This window comes from Geomicrobium sp. JCM 19037, assembly GCF_000698105.1.
GTDB lineage: Bacteria > Bacillota > Bacilli > Bacillales > Marinococcaceae > Geomicrobium_A.
Map to the genome: position 1 here is coordinate 39,256 of NZ_BAWZ01000009.1, position 22,579 is coordinate 61,834.

The following is a 22,579-nucleotide window of genomic DNA, read 5'->3' on the forward strand; positions in this document are numbered from 1 at the left end:
ATTATCGCTCTCCCTTCACACGGAAACTCTGAATATTACGTATATTAAAGTGTGTGGCGATTCCACCGTCGAAATATACCGTCAATAACCCTTGCTCTTTCGCTTCAACTGTCACATTATTAAAGCGTTCGTCTGTACCGTCCATAAACGTAATAATTATCCATTCTACTCTTTCGCTCATATAGTCACGCTCCTTCTGCGTTTTTAAACCATTCGTCCACCGACACACCGTCGCCCCATCTTCGCGCTAGCTCAATGTCGGTCTTATTCGGTACGTCCCCGAACTTATACGTATTAACCATGACGTCTTCGAAGTCCCCAATGTCTCCTCGCGTAACGGTGTCCGGCACTAGCAAGATCGCTTCGTCATGGACAACGCACCACATACGCCAACCTTTGCGCAAACATAGACGGTACAGTTCGATCATCGTACGTTTTGTCTGTATTGCGCTCGTTCCTTGTATAATTGCGTTCGGCCCTTGTCGCATCGCACGGCTAATGGACGCGTTATGCAGACGTTGTTTTTCGTATGACGGATCGTAATATTTGCCGTACGGAATAAACTTCCGCTTATTTTTAGCGTCGGGTAGCGCCGTTTACGTTGCTGTCGATCCATCCATACGTAACCGTGTTTCGTCGCAAATGCTTTCGTTTCGTCAATCCACCGTTTTACATACGGCATTTTTTCGAAAAAGTCATCGAGAAAAACGCGGGCTTCTTGTTCGCTAATACCTAGTTGTTGCGCCAATGTTTTCGGGCCGGTGCCATAAAGCGACGCGAGCACGCCGGTCTTCATCGACTTACGCTCGAATGTACCGTCTCCGCATTCTTCAATCGGTTTTTCGTAAACATCCGCAGCCATTGACGCATACACGTCGAGTCCTTTGTTATACGCCTCTACTAGCGTCGGCTCACCGGTCATGTGTGCGGTACAGCGTACTTCTTGCTGCGACCAGTCCCCGGAAAGGAGCGCATAGCCGGGCGGCGCAACGAATAACTTACGTGCTTTCTGATGCTGATTCTGCAAATTTACGCCACTTCCACCGCTACTAAACCGCCCAGTTGCCGCGCCATTTTGATTGAACGACGTGTGTAGTTTGCCGGTCTTAGCGTCGACCAATTGCGGCAAGGCGTTAATGTATGTCGAGTGTAGTTTCGTAAGCTCTTTATAGCGCAATAACTGTTCAATGACCGAATGCTTTTGCGCCAATGGTTTCAGCACCTTTTTAGCGTCCGTCGATTCGAGCTTCTTCCCGGTAGCCTTTTCGAGCGCTGGCTTTAATTGCGCCGGACTATTTAAGTTGATACCGTCCAACTTTTGCGCAAGTGTAGTAGCGAGTCCGTCTATCTCCGTCTGTAATTCCGCGCCATACGACGCAGCAAAGTCGAGATCAATGTCGAAGCCGGTGCGCTCCATATGAACGATCACATCCGTCAATGGCGCTTCTACAGTTTCGTAGTATTCGAGTACGCCTGACATTTGCGCTAAATGCTTACGCTGGAAGTCACGTAGTTTTAGCGTAATGTCACCGTCCATCGCCGCATAAGCCGTCGCTACTCCTAAGTCTTCAACGGAGTCAAAGCCCGCTTTGCCGAATAACTCACCGTATGTCCACGAGTCCGTGCCGAGGTACTTTACCGCTAATTTCTTTAACGCAAAGGACGTTTCATTTTCGTTTAGCAAGCGCATCGCTTCCTGCGTATCCCACGCAAAGCCGCGCAAGTTAATGCCGTCGTTTGCGAGCATATGAATATCGAATTTACCGTTGTGAGCGATCTTTTTTAGCGCTGCGTCTTCGTAGTACGGTTTTAGCGTGTTAGTTACGAGTCTATGCGGTAATTGCGCATCGTCCGTGCGGTGTTTCGTCGGGATATAAGCGTGTACGTCTGCGTCAACCGCGCTAATGACGTGCCCTACGATATAGTCACCGCCCCATATGTCAACACCCGTTGTCTCTACGTCAAATACAATTTCATCTTCCGCATCTAGTAACGCGCAAAGCCATTCGAGGTGTCGCTCAGTCCGAATTATCCAATAGTTAGACGGCATTTCGTCGACCATATTGCGCAATTTGTCAGCGCGTTTACGATCTAGTAGCGCTGGGTATAACCGAAGTGCTTCCGCCTTGCTGAATTTCTTCGGCTGTCCGCGCTTATTGTAACGGTCGGCAGGGTCACGGTCGATTTGCCCCGCCCCCATTGCCGCCTTTACTTCGTCCAATTTGCGCCTGTCCAACGCGCTAAGTTTCGTTGCATAAATTCGCGTCCATGCTTCGTCGATGGTTTCTGTTGCTGCTAAGGACGCGTCTTTCCGCTTGGATACCGCTTTTGACGGCGCCGCTTTAGCTTGCGTTTTGAGTTCGACCATGCGCCGCCCTCCTTTACGATTCTAAGTCGTCTGCGGACGTCCAATATGTCTCGCCATCTTCGTCTCTAACGCGCACGTCTGTACCGTATATATTTCGCTCAACAGCTAAGACTGTCACGCGTTTAGTAATCGTGTATTCCTCGCCTCTTACCGGACTAACTTGCGCCATTTACGCCGCCTCCCGTTCAATTTTCATCGTAATAAACCGTTTCGCTGCGCCTGCTTCAACGCTACTGTATTCCCACTGCCCGGTACATTCCGTCATATAAAGCGTATCGCCGAGTACGCCAATTATGTAATCACAATCGGCAGGCTGATACGGCTCGCCACTCGCTTTTGCTGCGCGTATAATGTAATTTACCGAACCGTCTTCGCTAAACTTACGCTGTCGCATCGTCTTAATTTGCGCCGTTTTGAAGGCACGCGTTAAAGGATCGCGCATAACAACGTCATATACCTCGTCAACGACGGGCTGGGCGCATTCCCAGCCGTGAGCCATTAACGTTGCGACAACGGTAAGTTCGGATAACTTCCCGGTGATTTGTGCGTGATTTCCGATGTTAAACCACCTCCGCTTCTAGGACGTCAGCGTGCGTCGTTGTACTGCCGTCTTTGTGGCGCAGGGTGACCGTCTTTAATTGCGTTGTGGCGGCTTTTTTAAAATGAGGTAGCTTGTTTCCGTAAATAACGTACTCGTCACCGTCATCGTCGATAATAATCGGATCACCGCAGCCATCGTGACCAGTAACTGCGTACGTTTTACCCACGCTCACATAAGCGCGCTCTTTGACACACTCAACGGTATCGCCAAATTTAAGCGCACGGGCGGTTTCTTGCGTAAGCAGTCGCGGTGTTCCCTCAACCTTGCGCAATTGGTCAGCTTGTGCGTAACCCATAGCACTGCTTGAGCGTTGTACTTTGTAGTCTCCTTCATCATCCGCTTCCTTAGCGATTTTTACGTGTTCACCGTCAGTAAATCCTCGCAGATAGCGCTCACCACCGCCGTGGATAATTTCGACTGTATCGCCGACTTCTAGCGTTTGTTCATCCGAAACAAGCTCTAATTGCTCGGGCAGTGCGTAAGCTCCGTTAATATCGATGCGTCTTTCGTTACGATGAGAACCGCCGCCATAATTAGCATCGCCCGGCAGTGCTTTAATTACGTACACGTTACCGGTACTTTTGCCAACAAGTGGCCATTCGCCGCCTCCGCTTAGCAACTTAACCTTGTCGCCAGCTTTAAATGATTGCGTAGTTGCCGGCTCGACTAACGGTTCCAGCACGACGTATTCGGAATGAAGCAGGCCTATGCTAAATTCGCTGCTGAAAACTCCGTTACTGTTTTTATTCACTACGGTAAACACGTCGCCATTACCGTAGTAACCCCCCGTAATACTTGCGTTAGTAACCTTAATCAATTCGCCCTTTTCCGCATGACGTTCGAATTCCCGGTAAACGACGCCTTCGTGCGTAGTTGTCGGAATTTTACGCAACTGTGACGCTTTATGAATATCACCATCATCCTCGCCGACAGCTTTCGTTTTGTACGGATAGGATCGAAACGTTCTTACTTCCGTAATTTCAACGATTTTACCTTTGTTTCCGTGTCCATCCTGCGTAACTTCCGCGTAGTCGCCGACTTTTAGTGTCGGTTCGTCCGCCTTTGTAACGCCGACCTTTTCGTATACCTCGATCTTGTATCCGCACGTATCGAGTTCGTCGTCGTCATCATCGATAACTTGCGGATCACCAAGCGAGTCAACCTCCGTCACCTCGTACGGCTTTTCTCCGGTTAAGTACGACTCTAACTCGCTCTCATCCGTAAACACGACGTAATCGCCTTCGGCTGCTTTGCGCTCGACTTTACGATAAGTGTCGCCTTCGTACGTTAAAGTGTCGTCTTGCTGTGGCGGTTGTGGCGCACGGCTAACGATTTTGTACGCGAGGTGGTCGTGCCGGTCAATAAAACGTTTGTCACCTTCATCATCAACGATATACGCGCCTCTCTCGTTCTCTCTAACCGTGTATCGATCGCCTTTGTTGTAATCGCGCTCGTGATCACCCGTAGTCATCTCTACGACATCGCCCGCTTTTGCGCCGCTTGTCGCCGCCGGTTCAGTCGTTTCTTTTTGCGCAAGTTGTGTCTGTAGTTCCACGATCTCGCCGATTGTACCTTCGATAACATTACCGTTTTCCATCGTAATTTTTACCAATAAAAGCACGCTCCTTTAGCATTATTATTTGCGTTGCACGGGTGGCGGTTGTTTTTAGAACGGAAGGTCTTCTTCCGAAATGTCCGCGGGTTCGTCCGGTGTTTCGGCGCCGTCTTCTTTCGGCTTCGCTTGTTCCGCGTCATATCCGATAAGCGTTACGTCGAATTTCATAATATCGACGAGGTATTCTAGCTGTTGCTGTTCGCTAGCTTCGTAATTTAGCCCCTCGAATAGTGCATCGTCAAACGGTTGTCCGACAGCAGCATCGAAATTTTTACGTTCCTCTTCCGTCAAGTCTTCGTCCATATCAATAATTGGCGTTAATGTTACGGTAGTACCCGTAGATTCGCCTTGCTTAGATAGCTCGAACGCCAGCTTGCCGATCTTCTTTTCGTATTTAAGAATCGAAGTCATAATCGCTTCTGCTTGTTTTTTCGTAACGTCCACAACGAAATCTTTGCCCGTTGCTAAGTCGTGAAATCCGTAGATGAATTTCTTTGATGGGTTATACTTGCGCGCTTCCTTCTTTAACTCTTCCTCTTCTTCTTTATCGCTTGTTGCCCGCGCCGCCTCGAAGTAATATTGCGCAGCTTTATCCCACGGCGTTGCATTTTCGGTAATGAATCCTTTAGCGTTTCGCGTCGGCGGTACCTTCGGCACAAACGAGTTGACTTTTTCCGTTGGAATTTTAGAAAAGTGTCCGTAATTATAGTATTCCGCTAAATCTTCCGTGCTTTTGACTGCTACGTTGTAGCTATCGCCGGACTTAAATTTTGCAAACTCCGCATCATTAGTACCCTCGCTGCTCGATTTCAACGACTGCAATGCCGCTGCTCCTTTAACGACTGTCACGTACACATCGCTCCTTATTCGTATTAATAATTACCGCAGACATGGCGCAAGCAACGTATGCATCCGTCAATTGCGCTCTTACTGCGCTGCGGTCGGACTACTTTGCGCAACAGTCTGATAGTGACCGGCACATTTTACGGGTGATCAGCCCGACCGATGTATCGTACGACTCTTGTGCTAAGCATTACGCCCGCGTCGCGGCATCAACGCAAAACATCGTCCACACCGCGAGGCCGGCGTAAGACCGGCGTTACTTAATCCCGTTCGATCAGCGCAATCAACGCCAGCCCACCGAGCATGAACACGCCGACCAACGCCGCGCTAAACATGCGCAGATACCTCGTCTTTCTTCTGCTGTAATTCCGCCTGTTTGTCCGTTAATTCGCCGGCGACTGACCGAAAGTAAGCGATCTTGCCGTCGATTAACGCCTTTGTCTCCGGATTATGGACGCGTAACTTTTTAACGTTACATTGCGCAATTTTCAGCTCAATTTCGGCGACTTGCCGTTCAATGGCGCGGAGGTCTTTCGTGTAAGCGCGTAATAAAGCGTTGGCTTTACGCTTGACTGCGCTAAGTAATTCGGACGGTAAAGCTACGATGTCGTAAGGTTTTTGCATGTCAACAAACCTCATCGGCATTTCACCCTTGTGACATGTTATGACGTAACCGTTCTTTCCAACGACCATAGAAACGTTGCTTTTATCGTGATAAAAAATGTGACGATTTTTACTCTCATTCCCCGCACCAATATATCTCGCAGTAGTCATTAGTTGCTTTAAGTGGTTTGCGGCAGCTTGTCGGGAAATCCCAATCCGTTCCACAGCGCGATCTACAGCGTGGTTGGTAACACCTTTAACTGCAATATTCATCCGACACGCACCCCTTTCGGCAAGTTTCGTAAGTAATCGGCGGCGTCTTCGTCCGGGCGGGGCGCGCGTTATACGTGATAATAGCGTCGAGTTGCGTGCGGTCAATCATATTTGATGTCTTAGTCCCACTTAATTTTGTAAAATTGTATAAATTCATTGGAAATCGCTCCTTTTATACGTTTATTGTTGCGCAATGTTGGGTAAAGTAGTAATATAATAAGTGAAGTTGTTATATTAAATTTTGTTGACATCTGCGATTGCAGTCACCATAAACATATTTATTATGGTATAAATTAATAATAAGGCGTACTTAAATAAGGGTTTCATTACCTCTTTAATTTTTTCGCGCCTTTGGTTAGAATGAAAAGGAGCTTACTGGCATAAAAATTATTACGCCAGCCATATAGCTCAATTGGAAAGTTGGGTTAGCCTGCCAGCTTAACTCGACACTTTTTTCCAAATCTTTGGATGTGCTTTCGCATCGTTTCGGGTTTCCTATCTAATTTGCCTGCCAGCTCTTTAGATAATTCCGAGACGTTGTGGAAGCCATCTGCCCATGATTCTAAAATGAATAAATTCGTACTATCACCTTCTGCCAGAAAGGTGATTTTTTATTTAGGATCTCTTCTTCTCCATCTCCCAACACGATTTGTTCAACAGATATAGACTTTGACTCGATTAACTCGAAAGGATTAACTGAATCTTCTTCTACTGAAAATTGTGATTCGTTTTGAACTTTTTTCCTTTCTTCCTTGTTTGTTTTGTTTCTTGAGCCGATAGCTCGTCCATCATCGCATTGTTTATTGCTTTCTTTATAAATGAGTCCGGATTGCCTTTGTTCCTGTCGAAAGTGTCAATACAGTAATTCAATTGCCTAAAGCATCTTTGTTCAAAGTTTGTCTCGTCATTTAACTTCCACCAAATCTTGTACGTAATGTCGTTGATGTAATTTAAATAATTCCTAAGTACATCATCTAAAGTGTTGATTACCGTCTCTTGCTCCTTCTACTAGTTCTGTCAAACTTAATTCGGTCATTTGATTCCTCCTCTGTACTGTATTAAACCCTAGCTTTAGAATATTTGGGACAACTTGCTAAACATTTCTATTTATTTTTTAATATTCTTACGTTAAACTTTAAATTAGATGTTGGCATATGTCAACATATGAAAAGGAGGAACATATGTGATTGATTTTGAGCCTTTGTTTACAACACTTGAAGAAAAAGGGATGAGACGTACAGATTTAAGAAAGATAATTGATGGAACAACTGTTGCTAAACTTGGTAAGAATAAGTCTGTTACACTAGATACTGTTGATAGAATTTGCTTATATTTAGACGTTCCGATTGAAAAAGTGGTGCGCATTAACCGATAAACTAATAGGGTGGTGCTTAATGTATAGAGTCGGCAAATGCCGGCTTGCTGAACACTTATATTCACGGGGAATGACTCAAACTGACTTAGCTATAAAGACTGGTTACAGTACTAGCACTATTAGCGACTACATAAACAATAAACGTAGGATGGGCATCGAAAGGGCGATGAATATTTCGTCCGCTTTAAATTGTAGCATCGACGATCTTTATGATTGGGTCAAAGAGTGATCCCTTTTTAGCAGGCCGGATTCAGTACGAGTGATAGTTCGCTCGTATGCCGGCATTTCCGCAATAGCGGATTGCTATATAATTATTACGCAAGCACAACGCTCTACCTACGCTATCCCTGCAACTCTCCGCACCTGCTTCGCATTCATAATATACGATCTCAACTCGTCCTTATTCGAGACATCATTCGCATCTTTATACTTTGCCGGAAACCCCGCCACTCTGACGTTAATATGCGGATAATTGTGAAGCTCCGCAATAATCCGCCTTTTAAGCGCCTGCCCCGCATCGTCATGATCCGCCATTATGGTAACGTCCCGTACACTACTTTGCGCAATCAATGCAGCCTTGGTGCTGTTAAATGCCGCGCTGCCGACCGCTACTGCCGGAAAGCCTGCGCTCATTATATAGAGAGCGTCAATTTCGGCTTCGACCATTATTATAAGCGAAGGTCGTCGTTTTTGTAAGATGAGATTTCCGTATATAAGATTGCGGATAGCTTCGCCGCCCTTAGCGTACCAAAAGAATTTATTTGTAATACTGCGATACTTCACGGCTCTGAGACGTCCGCGTCCGTCATGCCAGGGTATTGCTATCGCCTTACCGTTTTGCTTAATGCCCATATAAGCCGATACACGCGGATCAACGCCTCTGCCGTATAAATACGTAGGCTTGTCGGTAAAGCCCGTGAGCGCGTCGTCAGCCAACACGATCGGCTTGCGTGGGGCGTGCGTTTTCAAAGGACGGAAATTTAACGCTTGCTGTTCGGCGCTGGCATACTTGTTGCGCAAATAAAGGGCTGTTTCCCGTTGGCTTTCACCGCGTAAACGAGCAAGTAGCTCAATAAATCCGCCGCGTTCGCCTGTACCGCTGTCGCCCCATACGCCGGCCGCTGCGTTATCTGTCTCCGTTAGATAAACGTAAAATGACGGGTGCGTATCATCACGAAACGGTGACTGTGCAATAAGGCGGTCGTCCGACCATGTGGCGTTGTTAAAATCGTAATCTTCTAATTCTGCGCGGATGTCATACATGGTGGCGATGCACCTCATTTCCAGCTCATAGTTATTTTACCACAATAGATTGTGAGAGTGAATGTCCCTTACCACTATAAATTGTGTTGGTTGTGGATAAGTGCTTTCAATAAAAATCATACGAGTTTTTTATTTTCCTTTATTTTTCGCCCCAACAATGTTTCGGGAGAAGAATAAGACAAAAACGTTAAAAGTTAGCAATTACAAGACCAAGTAATTATTTTGATGGTAAAGTCTACTTTTGAGCAAAAATAAATCAAAAGACCTAGTGTCTAATTCCATTGTATTCCATTTTTATTTTTAAATTAAGTGGTAAATGCGTCCAAATATACCCAAAATATGTCAATTATTAAAATTGCTTAACTAACGCCTCTTCTGCGCTAATTTCCCGCACAACGCCAACGCCCGGATAGTATAGTAGTTCCAACGAAACGCCCTCGCCACCATCACGTCCTTTACCTAAAGATATTTCACCGTGCCCTTTAACGGTATCGATTCCGAACACACTCGCAGCATCTTGAAGTACCGCCTTCGTCTTCATGATGTCTTTTCGGGTTGGGACGGAAAGCTCCCGTTCGCCTTCGTCATTTTGTTGCTCAGTCTCTTCATCCGCCTGCGTAATAACGTGCATTACAGTTTGCGTATAACCTGCCATCCCTCGCAACTTTTGCGAAGTCTTTGTCGCAGCTCCACCCGGTGTTTTGTCCTCGTTACGTTCGTAGTTCATCAGATAAAACGGATCGATCATTACGACATCAGCTTCGTACTCCTCGATATTCTTGCGCAATTCTGCCGCCGACCGATCTGTAAAGCCTTCATCATCCGTCGCTCTTACGATAATATCGCCTTTTAAATGCGCGTCTATGTTGGCGAGGAAACTACGAAACTCTGCCTCAAATTCTGGCGTTAAGTCGCCATGTCTTATTGCGCGGCTGTCAAAACCGGCTGCGACTTGTCCCGCGTCGTCAAACGTTACTTGGCGCAATCCTAGTCGACCACTCAGCGATACGTAAATACGCACCATGACCTCGTACCACGACATTTCGAGCGACCATACTAGGCAAGTGGCGCCGTCCTGCGCAGCTTTAACGATTTCCTCTAGCACCATGATCGACTTACCGCGTCCCGACCGCCCGTACCACGTATACATATTTGCGCTGGCATAGCCGCCTATTTCACGGTTAATCGACGGAAAATGCGACGCCCATATGCGGTTCGATTCCCCTTCTTTTCGACGATCGTATTCCGTTTCGACTTTCGCAGTGTCTTCCTTTGCGCTCGTTCCTGTTCGACTACGAACGCTTGTTCCCATTATAGCTTCTTGCGAACGCTTATGCAATTGTTCTAGCAAATTTTTACCGTTGCCTTTTTCGTGTTCACGCGCCAAGTCGTTCATAATCGCTACAAACTCGCGCTCCTGACGCTCGGCCTTAATACCTTGCGCAAGTACGAACATGTTGTCGGTAACGTCCGGCACATAAGCGTCATCAAACGCTGGTACTTCGGCAATTAACGTAGCATATGACGGCGCTTGGTCACCGTTGGCTTCCGCATAATTAACGACGTATTCGTATGCTTGGCGTTCGGTTTCTGTTGCAAAGTCGGCGCGTTCGATGCCGTACTTGCGTAGCTCTTTTACGGAATTGTCATCGCAGACTTTCGATAGTATGAATGATCCGTATGCTATGAAAAGCGCCTCCTTTCGGCTTTTAGCGATTCTAATAGCGTTGCGTGGTACGTTAAGCATTCGTCGATGTCACTGAGCGTGTCGCTATATAACGCCTCAGTACCGAGTATCTTGCGCAAGGTTAACGCCTTACGACGGTCATCCAGCAGCTCGTCGATTAACGCCTCGACATGCGTAATCTTGCGGTCGATTTCGATGTGCGGCGGTGGCTCAGGCAACCGCGATTCCGTTGTAGGCAACACAAATTCGACGGCTTGTGGCGCTCCTTGCGCTAGCATTACGTTTACAGTCGGTGGTTCTTGCGTTGACTGGCGGTAAAGGACGTAGCCAGCAGCGACGAGTCCTACAGTAGTAAAAGCGTATTTAATTAGTTTCATCTAAATCCCCTCCCACTTGTATTGTTCCACGCAACTAAATGTTTCCGCATATTTTTCGATGTACAAAACCAAGTATCAGGCCGAATTATGCAATTATTGTTATCACACTTAATTAATGGTCTACCCATTATGCGAGATAGCACAGGTGTTTCACTGCAATATGGGCACGCTTTTAAAACATAATCACTCATCGTTCGCAGAAAATCCGTACTATCTTACCGTAGCGCCGGGAAAGTTCCTTCATTCCTAAACCTCCTCAAAGTAACCGATCTCTTTGTAAATCTCATACATTTCGTCGAAAGTGTTTACTTGGTTTAATTCTTCCATTACTGACTTTTCAATATAATAGTTAACGGACGCTAATTCTTTATAATTACGCTTGTACCCACCCATCGTCACACTTCCGTCTCTAGCGATGGATGTACCGCCCATTTCTAAATCACCATCTACCGCTATAAGCGCTTTTATTAGATTAATTCGTTTCGCACTATGCTCAAAATCCATTCGCCGTTTTAGCTCTTTTTCGCTTATCATTTCGCCTTCACTCCTCGTTTAGATTCGCCACCGAACGGTATCTGCAACGTATTCATGCGCACTCTGTCCGCCAAACGCGCTTCACCGAAAACGTCCGCAAGCTCGTCCATAGCGATATTAGACGTATAAACCGTCGGCAATTGCGTGACGACTCTAGCGTTAATAATGCCGTGTAAGTCCGCTCGAAACGCCTCAGTGACGCCACGTACGCCTATGTCATCCAAAACAGCGAACGGCGCGTGTTTCGCCTTTTCCATCGACCGGTAATAAGCCAGGGCCGCACCTTGCGCAATGTCCTCCGGTATATGCGAACGATTAAATTGCAAATATTGCGACTGCCATTCGTTAACGTCGAGAAAGTACGCTAACTGTTTCGGCAAGTTTTCGTTATTACTACGCGCAACTAAGTAACGAGCCGCCAACCATTCATTTATTAACGCGGCTGCCGTCGTCGTTTTGCCGGTGCCGGGGGACGCGCTGTATAAATAAACGCTACGTATTTCGCCTGCCGAGCCGCTAAACGTATCGACATAACGACGCAGGTCAGCGTATTGTTGCGCTTGGTCTGACGCCGGCGGTGCGTTTGATAGCATGGTGCGTGCGTATTCGGGCGGTAAGTTTGCGTTTGTGTGGCGACCGGCGGCGCTGTGCATGAGCGTGTAAGGTCCGCAAAGTACGTTACAGTGTTGCGCTTCACCGGCTACGCTACAGTGTTGCGCTAAGATACAGCGTTTTTCTAATGTCGTCATTAAAGCGCCTCCTCTTCGTCATCGAGCCAATTATTTAAGATCGCGTGCTTAGTCGCTTCTATTGCGCCAACGAGCTCACGATCACTTACGCCGTCGGGGCTGTCGATAACAAACGAGCCGTCGTCTTCGATTGTTAACGTGATGCGCCAGTCTTCGGATAGCGTTCAAGCGTGCGTGTTCCGCGGGGCTTACGTATTTGCGCAATTATTCGACCTCCTTTATCTCTTTAAGGACTCCTAGTTCCCTACCGCCAAAATCTAAAGAACTTCTTCCACCGTATTCAGATAATACGTGTACACTTTCGCCATTTTCAATAGCTGTTACCCACCCTATTTCATATCTGCCGTCTTTTTCTTCACGAATCTCGATTGGTAGTATTTAAATCAATAAGCCCGTAATCCTCCACTTCAACTACATTAACATTGCTCAGATGTTTATAATAAGGTTTAATCATCGCCCTTCGCCTCCTTAATCCATCCTCTTCCTGAGCATCTCTCACAAGGGAAATGCCAAATATCAATACCTTCGCCGTCGCATTTTGGGCAAGTGCGATTATCACTCATCACCCGCCGCCTCCGATACTACTCTCTTTTCAATGCTAATCGCTGTAGTGCATCCACACTCACATTCGAAAGTTGTGTCATCTAAAAAGTCCATTACAACCTCATTTTCTCCAGTGAAAACAGCAACAGTACTTGTCACTTCTTCTTCGCATCCCTCGCAGATTGTCTTATAAGTCTGTACGATCACTCACTCCGCCTCCTCCGCTACATATTCATAATTGCCTGTGCTGTCGTGTAAACTGTTACGATCATCCCTACCACCATTCCAAGGACAAATGGAAATATAAAGCGATTGAACGCTTCGACCTTTTCCGTAAACCTGCGCAATTTATCGTTAAATTTATCGATTCTATTCACCACCGATCACCTACCGGTACATACGCCGCCTCAGCTTCGTCTTCCTTCCGTCGTTTACGCGCTGCGTCCGCCACGGCTTTTTGCGCAACCGCCCAGTTGCGGTCTCTATACGCATACATAAACGTAAATTGTACGAAAGGGTATTCGGCAGACGGCTTATATTCATCGAGGCATAACTCGATAAACTTGCGCAGTGTGACGTTGCCGTACTTACCTTGCGCCTGTTTCAGCATGCCGCGTTCCATCGACCAGCGCTGTTGTTTGCCGCCGCGTCCGCCCGGCTGGTAGTCGACACCGAAACGTTTTTCCGTGAGATCAACGAGCATTTGCAGATGCGTGTTCGCGTTCCATTTTTCGATTGGTAAGGCGCGCCAATCGCGCGTACTAATCTTCGTCATTTATTCGTCCTCCTTAGAAACATCCTAACGGATAGTATCCCGGCAAATCAGCGAGATCATCGCGTTTAGATTTCGACAAGTCTTCGATTATTCGGCGTTGTTGCTTCGTTTCGTTGCGAAGTTCTTGGCTACAGTTCTCTAGCGCGACAATATGCGTAAGTAAGGCGGGTATGTCTTCGCGGGTGTGGGCGATGAACTCTGCGTCCGCAAACGACTGTAAAATACTTCCGTAATCTTTCATATCTATACGACTATTACCGTCAACCCAAATATCAGTACCATCGATTAACCACGGACTTTCTGACGCTGTATATGCACGCTCCTTAATTGCGTTGAGTTGTTCTTCTGATAACGTCATGTTATCGCACCCTTTCAAATAAATCTCGAAAATCTTTACGAACTAAACCAACATTAAACGACTCGTCCTCCGCATCTAAATCGATCTCCTCTTCGTATACGTTGCCGAAATTTTTACGCTGAGGCTCGGCGGCGAGTTTTTCCGCTTCTTTGCGTTCTTCTTCGTCTTCATAACGCATGACTAACCGCTTAATGGCGCGCACGACTGCTTCTTCGTTATCGCCATACATAGACAGCCATGTTCGGTCTACTTTGCGCAATCTACGATAAAGTAAAACATCATCATCGACTACACGGGCGCGGTACTTGCCGCGTCGTCCTCGTATGTTCCGGTAAATGTTGCGGGCGAGGAACGGGCGTAGTTTTATAAAATCGCATATCCTATGTCCGAGCGCTAGATCGAGTAATGAAATTGTCATTAAAGTGAATAACACAACCGCGATGACAACGGTTATTATCACTGCTGTATACATTATCAGCACCTCCCGTCTTCTAATTTCGCATAATGTACCGCAGCTTTTAAGCCGGTAATAATTCCGTCGGCATAGATAGCCGATTCGCTTGGTTGCGTATAATTCTCTTTTTCTTCTTCCACGCGAGCAATTTTCGATTCCAGTCTCGCGATTAATAATTCCATACGCTCGCCTCCTCGTTATATTGCCGCAGACGCTAATACACGCCCCATGACGGCTTATTTCGTAGTAACACGACTATTCATATTCGATGGCGTCAGCGCGTCGTGAATGGCGTCCATCTTCCGCTCTATACGCGCCACGTCTCCGCGCAGTTCCTCCCAACTTTCCGCGTCTGATTCGCGTAATAATAGCTGAACGATAATACGGAGCGCGTGATCGATACTGCCCGGATACTTGTGCGGCGTGTAGACCGTTTCATGTGGCGGCTTACCTTTCGCTTGGAGTTCCGTCCAGTTTTCCTTCGCCGTGTTATCGATGTCGGTGCGGATAGCGATAATAAATTGGTGCGCGTCTGAGCGTAAATAGTAGCGCTCGGTGATCGGGATATTAACCATAGTGACGACTCCTTTTTTCGTATGATTGCGGCGGACGGCGGGGCGCCACGCACGCTTGTACTTTCGTACTTTAATTACTTTCTTTGCGCAAGGTAGTATGGGTTTTAATGACTTTGTTATTGTATAAATAAGGTAGCAGTCCGTAAGGGCTGCAAATGTTTTGAGTCTAGTTAAACTGAGTATAGATAACACTGAGTATAGTTCCTCGGCAACTGTGTCACCCCGGCATAGACACCATGTCCGTTAGGCTTTGACACAGATTCCGGTAGGCGTCTAAAAATCCGCCGGTAATTCGTTCAAATAATAGATATTCGACGTTCTATAACCTCGCACATCATGACGTTCTTCCACTGTTATTGCGCCGATTTCTTCAAGCAACTTGACCGACCTTTGTACGGTTCTTGCCGAGCAATTGGCGAGCTCTGCGATGCGTTCGTTTGACGGATATGAAGTTTTGTCGTCGTTATCCGCGTACATACATAATATGACGTAAACGAGTTTGTCCGTTGGGCGTTCGAATTTAGTTACGTTTGTTAGTACGCGTTTGCTTACAATTGCGTATTTTTCCTTGCGGTAATCGATTACTTTCGGCTTTTGTTGCGCCGCCACTTGCTCGATTGTTAACACCTCCCGTTAGTTATATAACCCTGACGTGTTTTTAATTGGGACAATTACGCTTACTAATACCGACGATTGCCAATTAAAAGTTCGACGCTTTTGTGTAAACTTTTTTATGCGCTTAATAGATATACGACGCCCGCACGGTAATTTTACGGTTGCGCAAAAAAAATAACCCGCCGCATATTTGCGACGAGTCTATTTCGGCCATTTAACCGGAAAGTTGTTTTTACATGACGAGCACTCGCCCGCTTTATCGTGTTTGTAAATGTTTAGTTTCGTCTCATTTGCGCAAAATGGACAGCTTACGGGGTGTCCAACTAAAAATGCCGGCATCACCAGTAGCCCGCCCGTGAGCATCATTCCGATCCCCGGTAATATACCGATAATCGTTAAGCATAGTAAAAGACCGCCGATAATCGACGCCAATCCCAAAAGCCCGATCGGTATGCGCACACAATATTCCCACGCCTGCATTTGTCTTTTATTAACGTTAACCGTTTGTATAGGCGCTTTATTTTCCATTATAACGCCTCCCTAAAAGTTTATTTCGATTTCCTCTTCGCCCGCTAATGTTTCAAATGTATCTTCGCTAAAGACGTCGTTCGTATAAAATCTCAGCCATTCCAACTCGTCTACATCAAAGTTTTCCGGTAGTATAAACGCCATAAACCCGTCCTTTTTAACTCCTTCTCGGAACTCCCCCGCAACTTCAGCGTTACTATAATATTGTACAAACTCCGCATCAAAGTAATCGATCTGCTGACCGCTGTTTGTAACTATTTGCGCAATCGGATTGAAGTTAACATGCTCTTCCGATAAGTTTTCGACGTTAATGTTAATTTGCACGTAATCAAACTCGGTGCGATCCGTTATCCACGCGAATTCCGCCTCATGTACGCGGTCGTCATTATTACGGTGGAGTACTTTCACATCCTCGTATGTCACGTCCATATATTCTCCGATTGTTACGTTAATTGCTCGTCATGATACGCCAACAATTCCAACTCGTAACCGTCCTCGGACACTGTTGCGCCAACTTCCGTTAGCAGTCCGTCATCTTCGTCAGCTTCTTCCTCAACAACTTCTGGCTCTTCTTCGTCCTCATCGGTTACTTCTTCCGCTTCTACTTCGGTCGCTTCCGCTTGCTCATCTTCTACCGTTTGTTCTTCGTCCCCATTACATGCCGCTAACATTAACGCACTTATCGCAAATACAATCGGATACTTTTTCATTATTAACCGCCCCTTTCATACGTTATATCTACGCTCATTGTACTATAAATTACCAATATTATGTACGTTTATAAGCGAAAAAAGTTGCAGTCCTCCGAAGAAGACCGCAACTTTTCCGTTTGCTATTACCACCACCGTCGTATATACTGTTGTTGCGCTAGTTTATTGCAGTAATTGACGTAAAGTTTATCGGAATCTCACCGAAAAATTTGTGAGAATGGCAACGATGGTCAAACGCTGTAACACCCGCCACTCCGCCGTTAGCTTACTTTATGTTCAATCCGAAGCTTATCAGCGACCATCGCGATGAATTCACTGTTGGTCGGTTTAGCTTTTGACATACTGACCGTATAGCCAAAATAATGTGAAATCGAGTCAATGTTCCCTCGACTCCACGCAACTTCAATCGCATGGCGGATCGCTCGTTCGACGCGGCTCGCCGTCGTGTTAAATTTCTTGGCAATGTCTGGGTAAAGCTCTTTCGTAATGGAACCGAGTAACTCGATATCGTTATAGACCATCGTAATGGCTTCGCGCATATACATATAACCCTTAATATGAGCAGGCACGCCAATTTCATGGATGATATTCGTAATTCTTTGATCCAAATTCACTGTCGGCTGTTTAATCGTGTTATAACTACTTCTCGTGTGCGAGACGTTCATATGTTCCGTTTCAACACCGTTTAACTCGCGAATCTTATCGATGAGAACTTCCATATCAAACGGCTTAAGAATATAATAAGAAGCGCCAAGACCGACGGCTTTCTTCGTTACATCTTCCTGACCAAATGCGGTTAGCATGAGAACTTTCGGCATTTTTGATAGAGACTTTTTCTGTAAACGTTCTAACACTGCCAATCCGTCTAAGTATGGCATAATAATATCAAGTATGAGTACGTCTGGTTCTTTCTCTTCTACGAGCGTGATACAGTCTTGACCGTTATAGCTAATGCCTGAGACTTCCATATCTTCTTGATTCGAGATGTATTCCTCAAGCATCTGCACCAACTCACGATTATCATCTGCAATACAAACTTTAATTGAATCCAAAATGGGTCCTCCTCTGCCTCATATGTTATTATAGTTTTGGGCTTGTTGTTGTAATTTCGTTTCTCATATGGAATTATCCTTTAAATAAACAGAAAATCAAGGTAATTTCGGAAAATCCGTTATTATCATCCAACAAATTACAACATTCTAAATAATTCGAGGGCAGATGTCGAATTCTGTCGAATTTTTATGTATCGGAAAGGCAGCTGTTTAGCTAGCCTTTCTTTCATCATTTTCTAGAGGAACACCGGCTTCTTGCAACATCCATTCAATATGGGAACCATACCCAGATGACGAGTCATTAACAAATACATGCGTAACTGCACCGATAATCTTTTCGTCTTGAATAATTGGACTACCACTCATTCCTTGAACTATGCCTCCGGTTTTGTCTAATAGGCGCTCATCTGTAATCCGTATGACCATTCCTTTTGTTGCTGCGTGTTTTTGCGGTGATGACCGAACAATCTCGATGTCGAATTCTTCTACGGTTTCATCTTCTACGACCGTTAATATTTTCGCTGGTCCCTCTTCAACTTCATCTGCAAAAGCAATTGGCATAGATAGTCGTCCTTCATTCACAAGATCATGACCGTGATGTAACACCCCGTAAATACCAAACGTATTGTTTTTTGTAATCGTACCTAATACGTGTTGAGAAGTCGTCAATGACGCTTGTTTTTCACCTGGTATTCCATTTTTGCCTTTAGCAATCGAACGTACGGATGACCGCACAATTTCTCCTTCGTGAATCGCAACAGGCTCTTTCGTATCAATGTCTGATATAACGTGGCCTAGTGCCCCGTATTTTCCAGATAATGGCTCATAAAACGTCATCGTTCCAACGCCAGCAGCAGAGTCTCGAATGTACATCCCCAACTGACCGATGCCTTCTGAGGCGGTAATGCTTTGGTCAATCGTTTTCGTTAACGTCTTTCCGTTCCGAATAACTTCGACTTCAATTGGCTGCGCTTCATGGGGTGTACGAAGAATTGTAGCGACTTCATGCATATCTTCAACCGGCTGTTTATTTAATTTAACGATGATATCCCCTTTTTGAATCCCAGCGGATTCGGCAGGTGATTTCTGACCATCTGACGTATCAATTAAATGAAACCCTACAACCAATACCCCTTTTGCGTTTAATCGAACGCCAATGGACTGCCCGCCAGGAATGACTTCAATGCGTTCTCGACGGTCTTTGTGAATTTTCTTCACCGGAAAATCTCCGGCAGCCACTGTAATCGCTGCTTCATCTTCGGTATGAATAGAAAATAATGACGGTAACGAATCTTTAACTTCATCCATATTTGCATCAACCGGTACACTCACTTGTTCAGGCAACATCATCACTGTTGAATCGGCGTTGAAAAACCAATCGCAACGAGGGCAACTAAAACAATGGTACCGATAATCTTACGGTATCTCTCACTGTTCACATCATCTCACACTCCTAACTCCCGACCGTACTTTTAGTACGTACTTATAATGTTGCCTCTCTCGGACGTTTATATAACTGGCAAAACACAAAAAACCGACCACAAATGGGCGGTTTTTTTAGGAATGGCAATATTTATAGCGGTATGATTATGCTTTTTTACTCCAGAGCATCTCTCTTGCCGTTTCTTTCGTGTTCGTTGTGATCTCAGAACCTGATAGCATTCTTGCCAATTCGTCGATTCTTTGATCGTCGTTAAGTTCCTCAACTTCAGTGGAAACTCGATTGTTGATTTCTCTCTTTTTAATGTACATATGTGTATTCGCTAACGAAGCGACTTGAGGTAAATGAGTGATGCAAAGCACTTGTGACTCATTAGAAATCGCATAAATCTTTTCACCGATTGCACCAGCAACTCTACCGCTAACCCCGGTATCCACTTCATCAAAAATCAAAGCCGTACGCTCTGATCTGTCCGTTAGGATACTTTTCAACGCAAGCATAATCCTTGATATTTCTCCACCAGAAGCCACTTTTGATAGTGATTTTTCTGGCTCCCCTGGATTGGACGACAAGTAAAATTCCATCCGTTCCAAACCATCTTCATTTAGCGTAAACACTTCTTCACCATTTTCGACAACAATGCCGCGGCGATGAGGGTGAAATTGAACCGTAAAACTTGTTTTCTCCATAAATAAATCTTTTAGTTCCATTTCAATGGCTGCTTTTAATTGCTTCGCCGCATGCTTTCGCGATTTAGAAAGGGATTGCGCAAGTGATAATGCTTGAGCTTTATGAGTGTGGAGATCCTTCTCGACAGATTCAATTTTTTCATCTAAGTTACTCAATTCTTCTGCTTCTTCTGTAATTCGCTCTGCATAAAGAAGGACTTCCTCAATTGTCGATCCGTATTTACGTTTAAGATGATTAATCTCATCCAATCGTTTCGATATAAAATCAAGCCGATTAGGGTCATAATCAAGTTGTTCGACATGATCACGAATTTGAAATGTGACTTCTTCTAGCATATAGAAGTTGTTCGTTAACGAATCATTTATCTCTTCAAGGGATTGATCAATACTCGCCGATTCTTGAAGAGCAACCATCGCTTCACGTACGAGTTCTAACCCCTTTTCATCACCATAAAGGGCTTCATATGCTAGTTGCATTTGCGAGAAGAGCTTTTCCATATTGGCCAATTTGTATTGTTCTGCCGTCAGTTCTTCATCCTCTTGCTGCTTGAGCTTCGCCTCTTTAATCTCTTCCAACTGGTATTCAATCAGATCCAATCGTTGAACATTTTCACGGTCATTGTCCTTTAGATGCGATAACTGCTCTTCAAGACCGATGACTTGGCGATACTTCTCCTCATACTGCTGCTTATTCTCAAACAATGGATCACCGAGAAACCCATCGACCATCGCACTATGTTTATCTGGCTGTAACAAATCTTGATGCTCGTGCTGACCGTGAATATCTACAAGCTGTTGTCCGATCGCTCGCTGCATCGTTAACGTTACAAGCTCACCATTAATTCGACAGACGCTTTTGCCTTTCTCATTGATTTCTCGCTTTAGAATGATCATATCATCTTCTATATCGATCCCTGCTTCTTCTAACACTTCGACTACTTCGTGTTCGGAATGAATACGAAAAAGACCCTCAATCTCCGCCTTCTTTGTGCCATGACGAACGAAGTCAACAGATGAGCGTCCTCCAGCAAGTAAACCTAGCGCATCAATAATAATTGATTTGCCTGCACCCGTTTCCCCGGTTAAAACCGTCAACCCTGAAGAAAAGGATAAGGTTAAGCGATCAATAATTGCAAAATTACGTATCGAAAGTTCTTCCAGCATCTCAACCACCTCGATCTATTACAGCATATCTAAAAATCGATTCGAAATTGCAGGTGCTTGTTCGGCATCCTTACATATCATTAAAATGGTATCATCGCCACAAACCGTCCCCATAATTTCATCCCAATCTAAATGATCGATTAATGATCCAATCGCTTGGGCATTTCCTGGCAATGTTTTCATAACGATAAAATGATTTGTCTGGTCAATACTTACAAAGCAGTCAAACAGGTTTCTTTTTAATTTTTGTTCTGGATTAAAGCGTTGGTCTGCCGGCAAACTGTATTTGTACGTACCATCTAGTGTTGGCACTTTTACGAGGTGTAATTCCTTAATGTCTCGTGACACCGTAGCTTGGGTCACATTAAAACCTGCTGCTTTTAATTCATCTACGAGATCTTCTTGTGTATCAATGACCTTCGTATGGATAATCTCTCGGATCTTTACATGTCGTTGACCTTTCGTCACGCTCTCTACCTCCTCATTCACGCAAGGGAAATATACACACGTTAGTTTCCCCGTTCTTTGATGATAATTATACTGCTGTTTGTATAAATAAACAAATATTAGGGAATTAAGCACTGTGCGCATTTTTTATGACGAGAGCAATGCGTGACGCATCAATGTGACGCGAAGGATTGGCATTTTTTCGAAGGTGTAATAGAAACTCAATATTCCCACCGGTCCCAGTAATTGGAGAAACATCAAGACCGATTGGTTGCAAACCACTTTCTTCTGCAAAATTCAACACATCTTCAATGACACGTCGGTGTACATTTTTGTCCCGGACGATTCCTCGCTTACCGACTTCTTCTCTTCCTGCCTCAAATTGGGGTTTGACGAGAACAATGGCATCCGATTCATCTTCTATGATGCGCTGCATCGGTGGAAAGATGTGCTTTAATGAAATAAAAGAAACATCACACACGGCAAATTGGGGCGAGCCATGTGTGAAGTCTTCTTGATCCGCATATCGAAAATTCATTCTTTCCATAACCACGACCCGGTCGTCGGAACGAAGCTTCCAGTGCAATTGATTGTATCCCACATCAACGGCATATACTTGATTTGCGAGATGTTGCAAAGCGCAATCAGTAAAGCCACCAGTAGATGCACCTACATCAAGGACAACTTTTCCTTCAATCGACACGTTAAATACATCGAGTGCTTTATGCAGCTTCATGCCACCTCGGCTCACATAAGGACACTCTTGTCCCTTAACAAACAATGGCGTATCTCTGTCAATCTTTGTGCCCGGTTTATCAATTCGCTCACGTTCGGTATGAACAAGCCCTGCCATTATCGCTCGTCTTGCTTTTTCTCGTGTTTCACTAAGTCCTTGCTCGACGAGCAAAATGTCAACGCGTTCTTTCTTACCATTCATATT

At 45.3% G+C, this 22,579-nt stretch carries 29 protein-coding genes and 1 pseudogene; 2 read left to right on the forward strand and 28 right to left on the reverse strand.

What is annotated here, in order from left to right; translation table 11 throughout:
* Position 1: 1 nt before the first annotated feature.
* From JCM19037_RS07000 to JCM19037_RS07025, 8 genes are all read right to left on the reverse strand, one after another.
* Positions 2 to 181, reverse strand: a complete 180-nt coding sequence (locus tag JCM19037_RS07000; RefSeq protein WP_042399337.1) for a hypothetical protein — start codon at positions 179 to 181, stop codon at positions 2 to 4.
* Positions 182 to 185: 4 nt separating this feature from the next.
* On the reverse strand, positions 186 to 488 hold the full coding sequence (locus JCM19037_RS28325; RefSeq protein ID WP_255357870.1) for a DNA polymerase: 303 nt from the start codon (positions 486 to 488) through the stop codon (positions 186 to 188).
* Positions 425 to 2,368 (reverse strand): DNA polymerase, encoded by a 1,944-nt coding sequence (locus JCM19037_RS07005; protein ID WP_052363640.1) that lies wholly within the window; start codon positions 2,366 to 2,368, stop codon positions 425 to 427. The genes JCM19037_RS28325 and JCM19037_RS07005 overlap by 64 nt, the downstream gene beginning before the upstream one ends.
* Positions 2,369 to 2,381: 13 nt before the next feature.
* The gene (locus JCM19037_RS25630; RefSeq protein ID WP_193744689.1) at positions 2,382 to 2,537 is read right to left on the reverse strand and encodes a hypothetical protein; all 156 of its coding nucleotides are present in this window, start codon (positions 2,535 to 2,537) and stop codon (positions 2,382 to 2,384) included.
* A complete protein-coding gene (locus JCM19037_RS07010) occupies positions 2,538 to 2,810 on the reverse strand; it encodes a hypothetical protein (protein WP_052363641.1) in 273 nt (90 codons plus the stop codon).
* A 118-nt stretch (positions 2,811 to 2,928) separates the two neighbouring features.
* The gene (locus tag JCM19037_RS22295) at positions 2,929 to 4,581 is read right to left on the reverse strand and encodes a hypothetical protein (RefSeq protein ID WP_052363642.1); all 1,653 of its coding nucleotides are present in this window, start codon (positions 4,579 to 4,581) and stop codon (positions 2,929 to 2,931) included.
* 54 nt (positions 4,582 to 4,635) lie between these two features.
* Positions 4,636 to 5,433 carry a hypothetical protein gene (locus JCM19037_RS07020; protein ID WP_042399342.1) on the reverse strand — a complete coding sequence of 266 codons (798 nt, stop codon included), beginning with the start codon at positions 5,431 to 5,433 and terminating at the stop codon, positions 4,636 to 4,638.
* Between the two features lie 321 nt (positions 5,434 to 5,754).
* Positions 5,755 to 6,303: a hypothetical protein gene (locus JCM19037_RS07025; RefSeq protein ID WP_042399344.1), complete on the reverse strand. Its 549-nt coding sequence runs from the start codon at positions 6,301 to 6,303 to the stop codon at positions 5,755 to 5,757.
* A gap of 1,183 nt (positions 6,304 to 7,486) precedes the next feature.
* Between JCM19037_RS07025 and JCM19037_RS07030 the strand changes: the two genes are divergently transcribed.
* Positions 7,487 to 7,678, forward strand: a complete 192-nt coding sequence (locus JCM19037_RS07030; RefSeq protein ID WP_042399346.1) for a helix-turn-helix transcriptional regulator — start codon at positions 7,487 to 7,489, stop codon at positions 7,676 to 7,678.
* A 19-nt stretch (positions 7,679 to 7,697) separates the two neighbouring features.
* Positions 7,698 to 7,907 (forward strand): helix-turn-helix transcriptional regulator, encoded by a 210-nt coding sequence (locus tag JCM19037_RS07035; RefSeq protein WP_042399348.1) that lies wholly within the window; start codon positions 7,698 to 7,700, stop codon positions 7,905 to 7,907.
* A gap of 107 nt (positions 7,908 to 8,014) precedes the next feature.
* Here the strand turns inward: JCM19037_RS07035 and JCM19037_RS07040 are convergent, their stop codons facing one another.
* From JCM19037_RS07040 to JCM19037_RS07135, 20 genes and pseudogenes are all read right to left on the reverse strand, one after another.
* A complete protein-coding gene (locus JCM19037_RS07040; RefSeq protein ID WP_042399350.1) occupies positions 8,015 to 8,941 on the reverse strand; it encodes a toprim domain-containing protein in 927 nt (308 codons plus the stop codon).
* A 349-nt stretch (positions 8,942 to 9,290) separates the two neighbouring features.
* On the reverse strand, positions 9,291 to 10,688 hold the full coding sequence (locus JCM19037_RS07045) for a DnaB-like helicase C-terminal domain-containing protein (RefSeq protein ID WP_081829123.1): 1,398 nt from the start codon (positions 10,686 to 10,688) through the stop codon (positions 9,291 to 9,293).
* Positions 10,625 to 11,005 carry a hypothetical protein gene (locus JCM19037_RS07050; RefSeq protein WP_042399352.1) on the reverse strand — a complete coding sequence of 127 codons (381 nt, stop codon included), beginning with the start codon at positions 11,003 to 11,005 and terminating at the stop codon, positions 10,625 to 10,627. Before JCM19037_RS07050 ends, JCM19037_RS07045 begins: the two co-directional genes overlap by 64 nt.
* 246 nt (positions 11,006 to 11,251) lie before the next feature.
* Positions 11,252 to 11,539, reverse strand: coding sequence for a hypothetical protein (locus tag JCM19037_RS07055; protein WP_042399355.1), 288 nt, complete (start codon positions 11,537 to 11,539; stop codon positions 11,252 to 11,254).
* Positions 11,536 to 12,192, reverse strand: a complete 657-nt coding sequence (locus JCM19037_RS07060; RefSeq protein ID WP_238544590.1) for a DNA replication protein — start codon at positions 12,190 to 12,192, stop codon at positions 11,536 to 11,538. The genes JCM19037_RS07055 and JCM19037_RS07060 overlap by 4 nt, the downstream gene beginning before the upstream one ends.
* 651 nt (positions 12,193 to 12,843) lie before the next feature.
* On the reverse strand, positions 12,844 to 13,038 hold the full coding sequence (locus JCM19037_RS07070; RefSeq protein WP_042399363.1) for a hypothetical protein: 195 nt from the start codon (positions 13,036 to 13,038) through the stop codon (positions 12,844 to 12,846).
* A gap of 166 nt (positions 13,039 to 13,204) precedes the next feature.
* Complete coding sequence (locus JCM19037_RS07075) at positions 13,205 to 13,606, reverse strand: hypothetical protein (RefSeq protein WP_052363643.1); 402 nt, start codon at positions 13,604 to 13,606, stop codon at positions 13,205 to 13,207.
* A 13-nt stretch (positions 13,607 to 13,619) separates the two neighbouring features.
* Entirely contained in the window at positions 13,620 to 13,964 is a 345-nt protein-coding gene (locus JCM19037_RS07080; protein ID WP_042399366.1) for a hypothetical protein, read from the reverse strand.
* A 1-nt stretch (position 13,965) separates the two neighbouring features.
* A complete protein-coding gene (locus JCM19037_RS07085; protein WP_042399368.1) occupies positions 13,966 to 14,436 on the reverse strand; it encodes a hypothetical protein in 471 nt (156 codons plus the stop codon).
* 2 nt (positions 14,437 to 14,438) lie between these two features.
* Entirely contained in the window at positions 14,439 to 14,600 is a 162-nt protein-coding gene (locus JCM19037_RS25635) for a hypothetical protein (protein ID WP_193744690.1), read from the reverse strand.
* A gap of 54 nt (positions 14,601 to 14,654) precedes the next feature.
* A complete protein-coding gene (locus JCM19037_RS07090; RefSeq protein ID WP_042399371.1) occupies positions 14,655 to 14,993 on the reverse strand; it encodes a hypothetical protein in 339 nt (112 codons plus the stop codon).
* A 273-nt stretch (positions 14,994 to 15,266) separates the two neighbouring features.
* Entirely contained in the window at positions 15,267 to 15,620 is a 354-nt protein-coding gene (locus JCM19037_RS07095) for a helix-turn-helix domain-containing protein (protein WP_152548980.1), read from the reverse strand.
* Positions 15,621 to 15,809: 189 nt separating this feature from the next.
* A complete protein-coding gene (locus JCM19037_RS07100; RefSeq protein WP_042399376.1) occupies positions 15,810 to 16,136 on the reverse strand; it encodes a YccF domain-containing protein in 327 nt (108 codons plus the stop codon).
* Between the two features lie 12 nt (positions 16,137 to 16,148).
* Positions 16,149 to 16,565, reverse strand: coding sequence for a DUF4352 domain-containing protein (locus JCM19037_RS07105; RefSeq protein WP_042399379.1), 417 nt, complete (start codon positions 16,563 to 16,565; stop codon positions 16,149 to 16,151).
* 14 nt (positions 16,566 to 16,579) lie between these two features.
* Positions 16,580 to 16,846, reverse strand: coding sequence for a hypothetical protein (locus tag JCM19037_RS07110; RefSeq protein WP_042399381.1), 267 nt, complete (start codon positions 16,844 to 16,846; stop codon positions 16,580 to 16,582).
* A 260-nt stretch (positions 16,847 to 17,106) separates the two neighbouring features.
* Positions 17,107 to 17,898 carry a sporulation transcription factor Spo0A gene (gene spo0A, locus JCM19037_RS07115; RefSeq protein WP_042399384.1) on the reverse strand — a complete coding sequence of 264 codons (792 nt, stop codon included), beginning with the start codon at positions 17,896 to 17,898 and terminating at the stop codon, positions 17,107 to 17,109.
* 210 nt (positions 17,899 to 18,108) lie between these two features.
* Positions 18,109 to 19,337: pseudogene (gene spoIVB, locus JCM19037_RS07120) on the reverse strand (SpoIVB peptidase).
* Between the two features lie 148 nt (positions 19,338 to 19,485).
* Positions 19,486 to 21,192 (reverse strand): DNA repair protein RecN, encoded by a 1,707-nt coding sequence (gene recN, locus JCM19037_RS07125; protein WP_042399387.1) that lies wholly within the window; start codon positions 21,190 to 21,192, stop codon positions 19,486 to 19,488.
* A gap of 18 nt (positions 21,193 to 21,210) precedes the next feature.
* Positions 21,211 to 21,660 (reverse strand): transcriptional regulator AhrC/ArgR, encoded by a 450-nt coding sequence (gene ahrC / locus JCM19037_RS07130; protein ID WP_042399390.1) that lies wholly within the window; start codon positions 21,658 to 21,660, stop codon positions 21,211 to 21,213.
* 106 nt (positions 21,661 to 21,766) lie between these two features.
* A complete protein-coding gene (locus JCM19037_RS07135) occupies positions 21,767 to 22,576 on the reverse strand; it encodes a TlyA family RNA methyltransferase (protein WP_042399392.1) in 810 nt (269 codons plus the stop codon).
* Between the last annotated feature and the right edge of the window lie 3 nt (positions 22,577 to 22,579).

Coding starts and splice junctions, on each gene's coding strand:
- JCM19037_RS07000 (WP_042399337.1), bottom strand. CDS start 181: ATGAGCGAAAGAGTAGAATGGATAATTATTACGTTTATGGACGGTACA.
- JCM19037_RS28325 (WP_255357870.1), bottom strand. CDS start 488: ATGCGACAAGGGCCGAACGCAATTATACAAGGAACGAGCGCAATACAG.
- JCM19037_RS07005 (WP_052363640.1), bottom strand. CDS start 2,368: ATGGTCGAACTCAAAACGCAAGCTAAAGCGGCGCCGTCAAAAGCGGTA.
- JCM19037_RS25630 (WP_193744689.1), bottom strand. CDS start 2,537: ATGGCGCAAGTTAGTCCGGTAAGAGGCGAGGAATACACGATTACTAAA.
- JCM19037_RS07010 (WP_052363641.1), bottom strand. CDS start 2,810: ATGCGCGATCCTTTAACGCGTGCCTTCAAAACGGCGCAAATTAAGACG.
- JCM19037_RS07025 (WP_042399344.1), bottom strand. CDS start 6,303: ATGAATATTGCAGTTAAAGGTGTTACCAACCACGCTGTAGATCGCGCT.
- JCM19037_RS07035 (WP_042399348.1), top strand. CDS start 7,698: ATGTATAGAGTCGGCAAATGCCGGCTTGCTGAACACTTATATTCACGG.
- JCM19037_RS07040 (WP_042399350.1), bottom strand. CDS start 8,941: ATGTATGACATCCGCGCAGAATTAGAAGATTACGATTTTAACAACGCC.
- JCM19037_RS07045 (WP_081829123.1), bottom strand. CDS start 10,688: ATGCTTAACGTACCACGCAACGCTATTAGAATCGCTAAAAGCCGAAAG.
- JCM19037_RS07050 (WP_042399352.1), bottom strand. CDS start 11,005: ATGAAACTAATTAAATACGCTTTTACTACTGTAGGACTCGTCGCTGCT.
- JCM19037_RS07055 (WP_042399355.1), bottom strand. CDS start 11,539: ATGATAAGCGAAAAAGAGCTAAAACGGCGAATGGATTTTGAGCATAGT.
- JCM19037_RS07060 (WP_238544590.1), bottom strand. CDS start 12,192: ATGCACAGCGCCGCCGGTCGCCACACAAACGCAAACTTACCGCCCGAA.
- JCM19037_RS07075 (WP_052363643.1), bottom strand. CDS start 13,606: ATGACGAAGATTAGTACGCGCGATTGGCGCGCCTTACCAATCGAAAAA.
- JCM19037_RS07080 (WP_042399366.1), bottom strand. CDS start 13,964: ATGACGTTATCAGAAGAACAACTCAACGCAATTAAGGAGCGTGCATAT.
- JCM19037_RS07085 (WP_042399368.1), bottom strand. CDS start 14,436: ATGTATACAGCAGTGATAATAACCGTTGTCATCGCGGTTGTGTTATTC.
- JCM19037_RS25635 (WP_193744690.1), bottom strand. CDS start 14,600: ATGGAATTATTAATCGCGAGACTGGAATCGAAAATTGCTCGCGTGGAA.
- JCM19037_RS07090 (WP_042399371.1), bottom strand. CDS start 14,993: ATGGTTAATATCCCGATCACCGAGCGCTACTATTTACGCTCAGACGCG.
- JCM19037_RS07100 (WP_042399376.1), bottom strand. CDS start 16,136: ATGGAAAATAAAGCGCCTATACAAACGGTTAACGTTAATAAAAGACAA.
- JCM19037_RS07105 (WP_042399379.1), bottom strand. CDS start 16,565: ATGGACGTGACATACGAGGATGTGAAAGTACTCCACCGTAATAATGAC.
- JCM19037_RS07110 (WP_042399381.1), bottom strand. CDS start 16,846: ATGAAAAAGTATCCGATTGTATTTGCGATAAGTGCGTTAATGTTAGCG.
- recN (WP_042399387.1), bottom strand. CDS start 21,192: ATGCTGGAAGAACTTTCGATACGTAATTTTGCAATTATTGATCGCTTA.
- JCM19037_RS07135 (WP_042399392.1), bottom strand. CDS start 22,576: ATGAATGGTAAGAAAGAACGCGTTGACATTTTGCTCGTCGAGCAAGGA.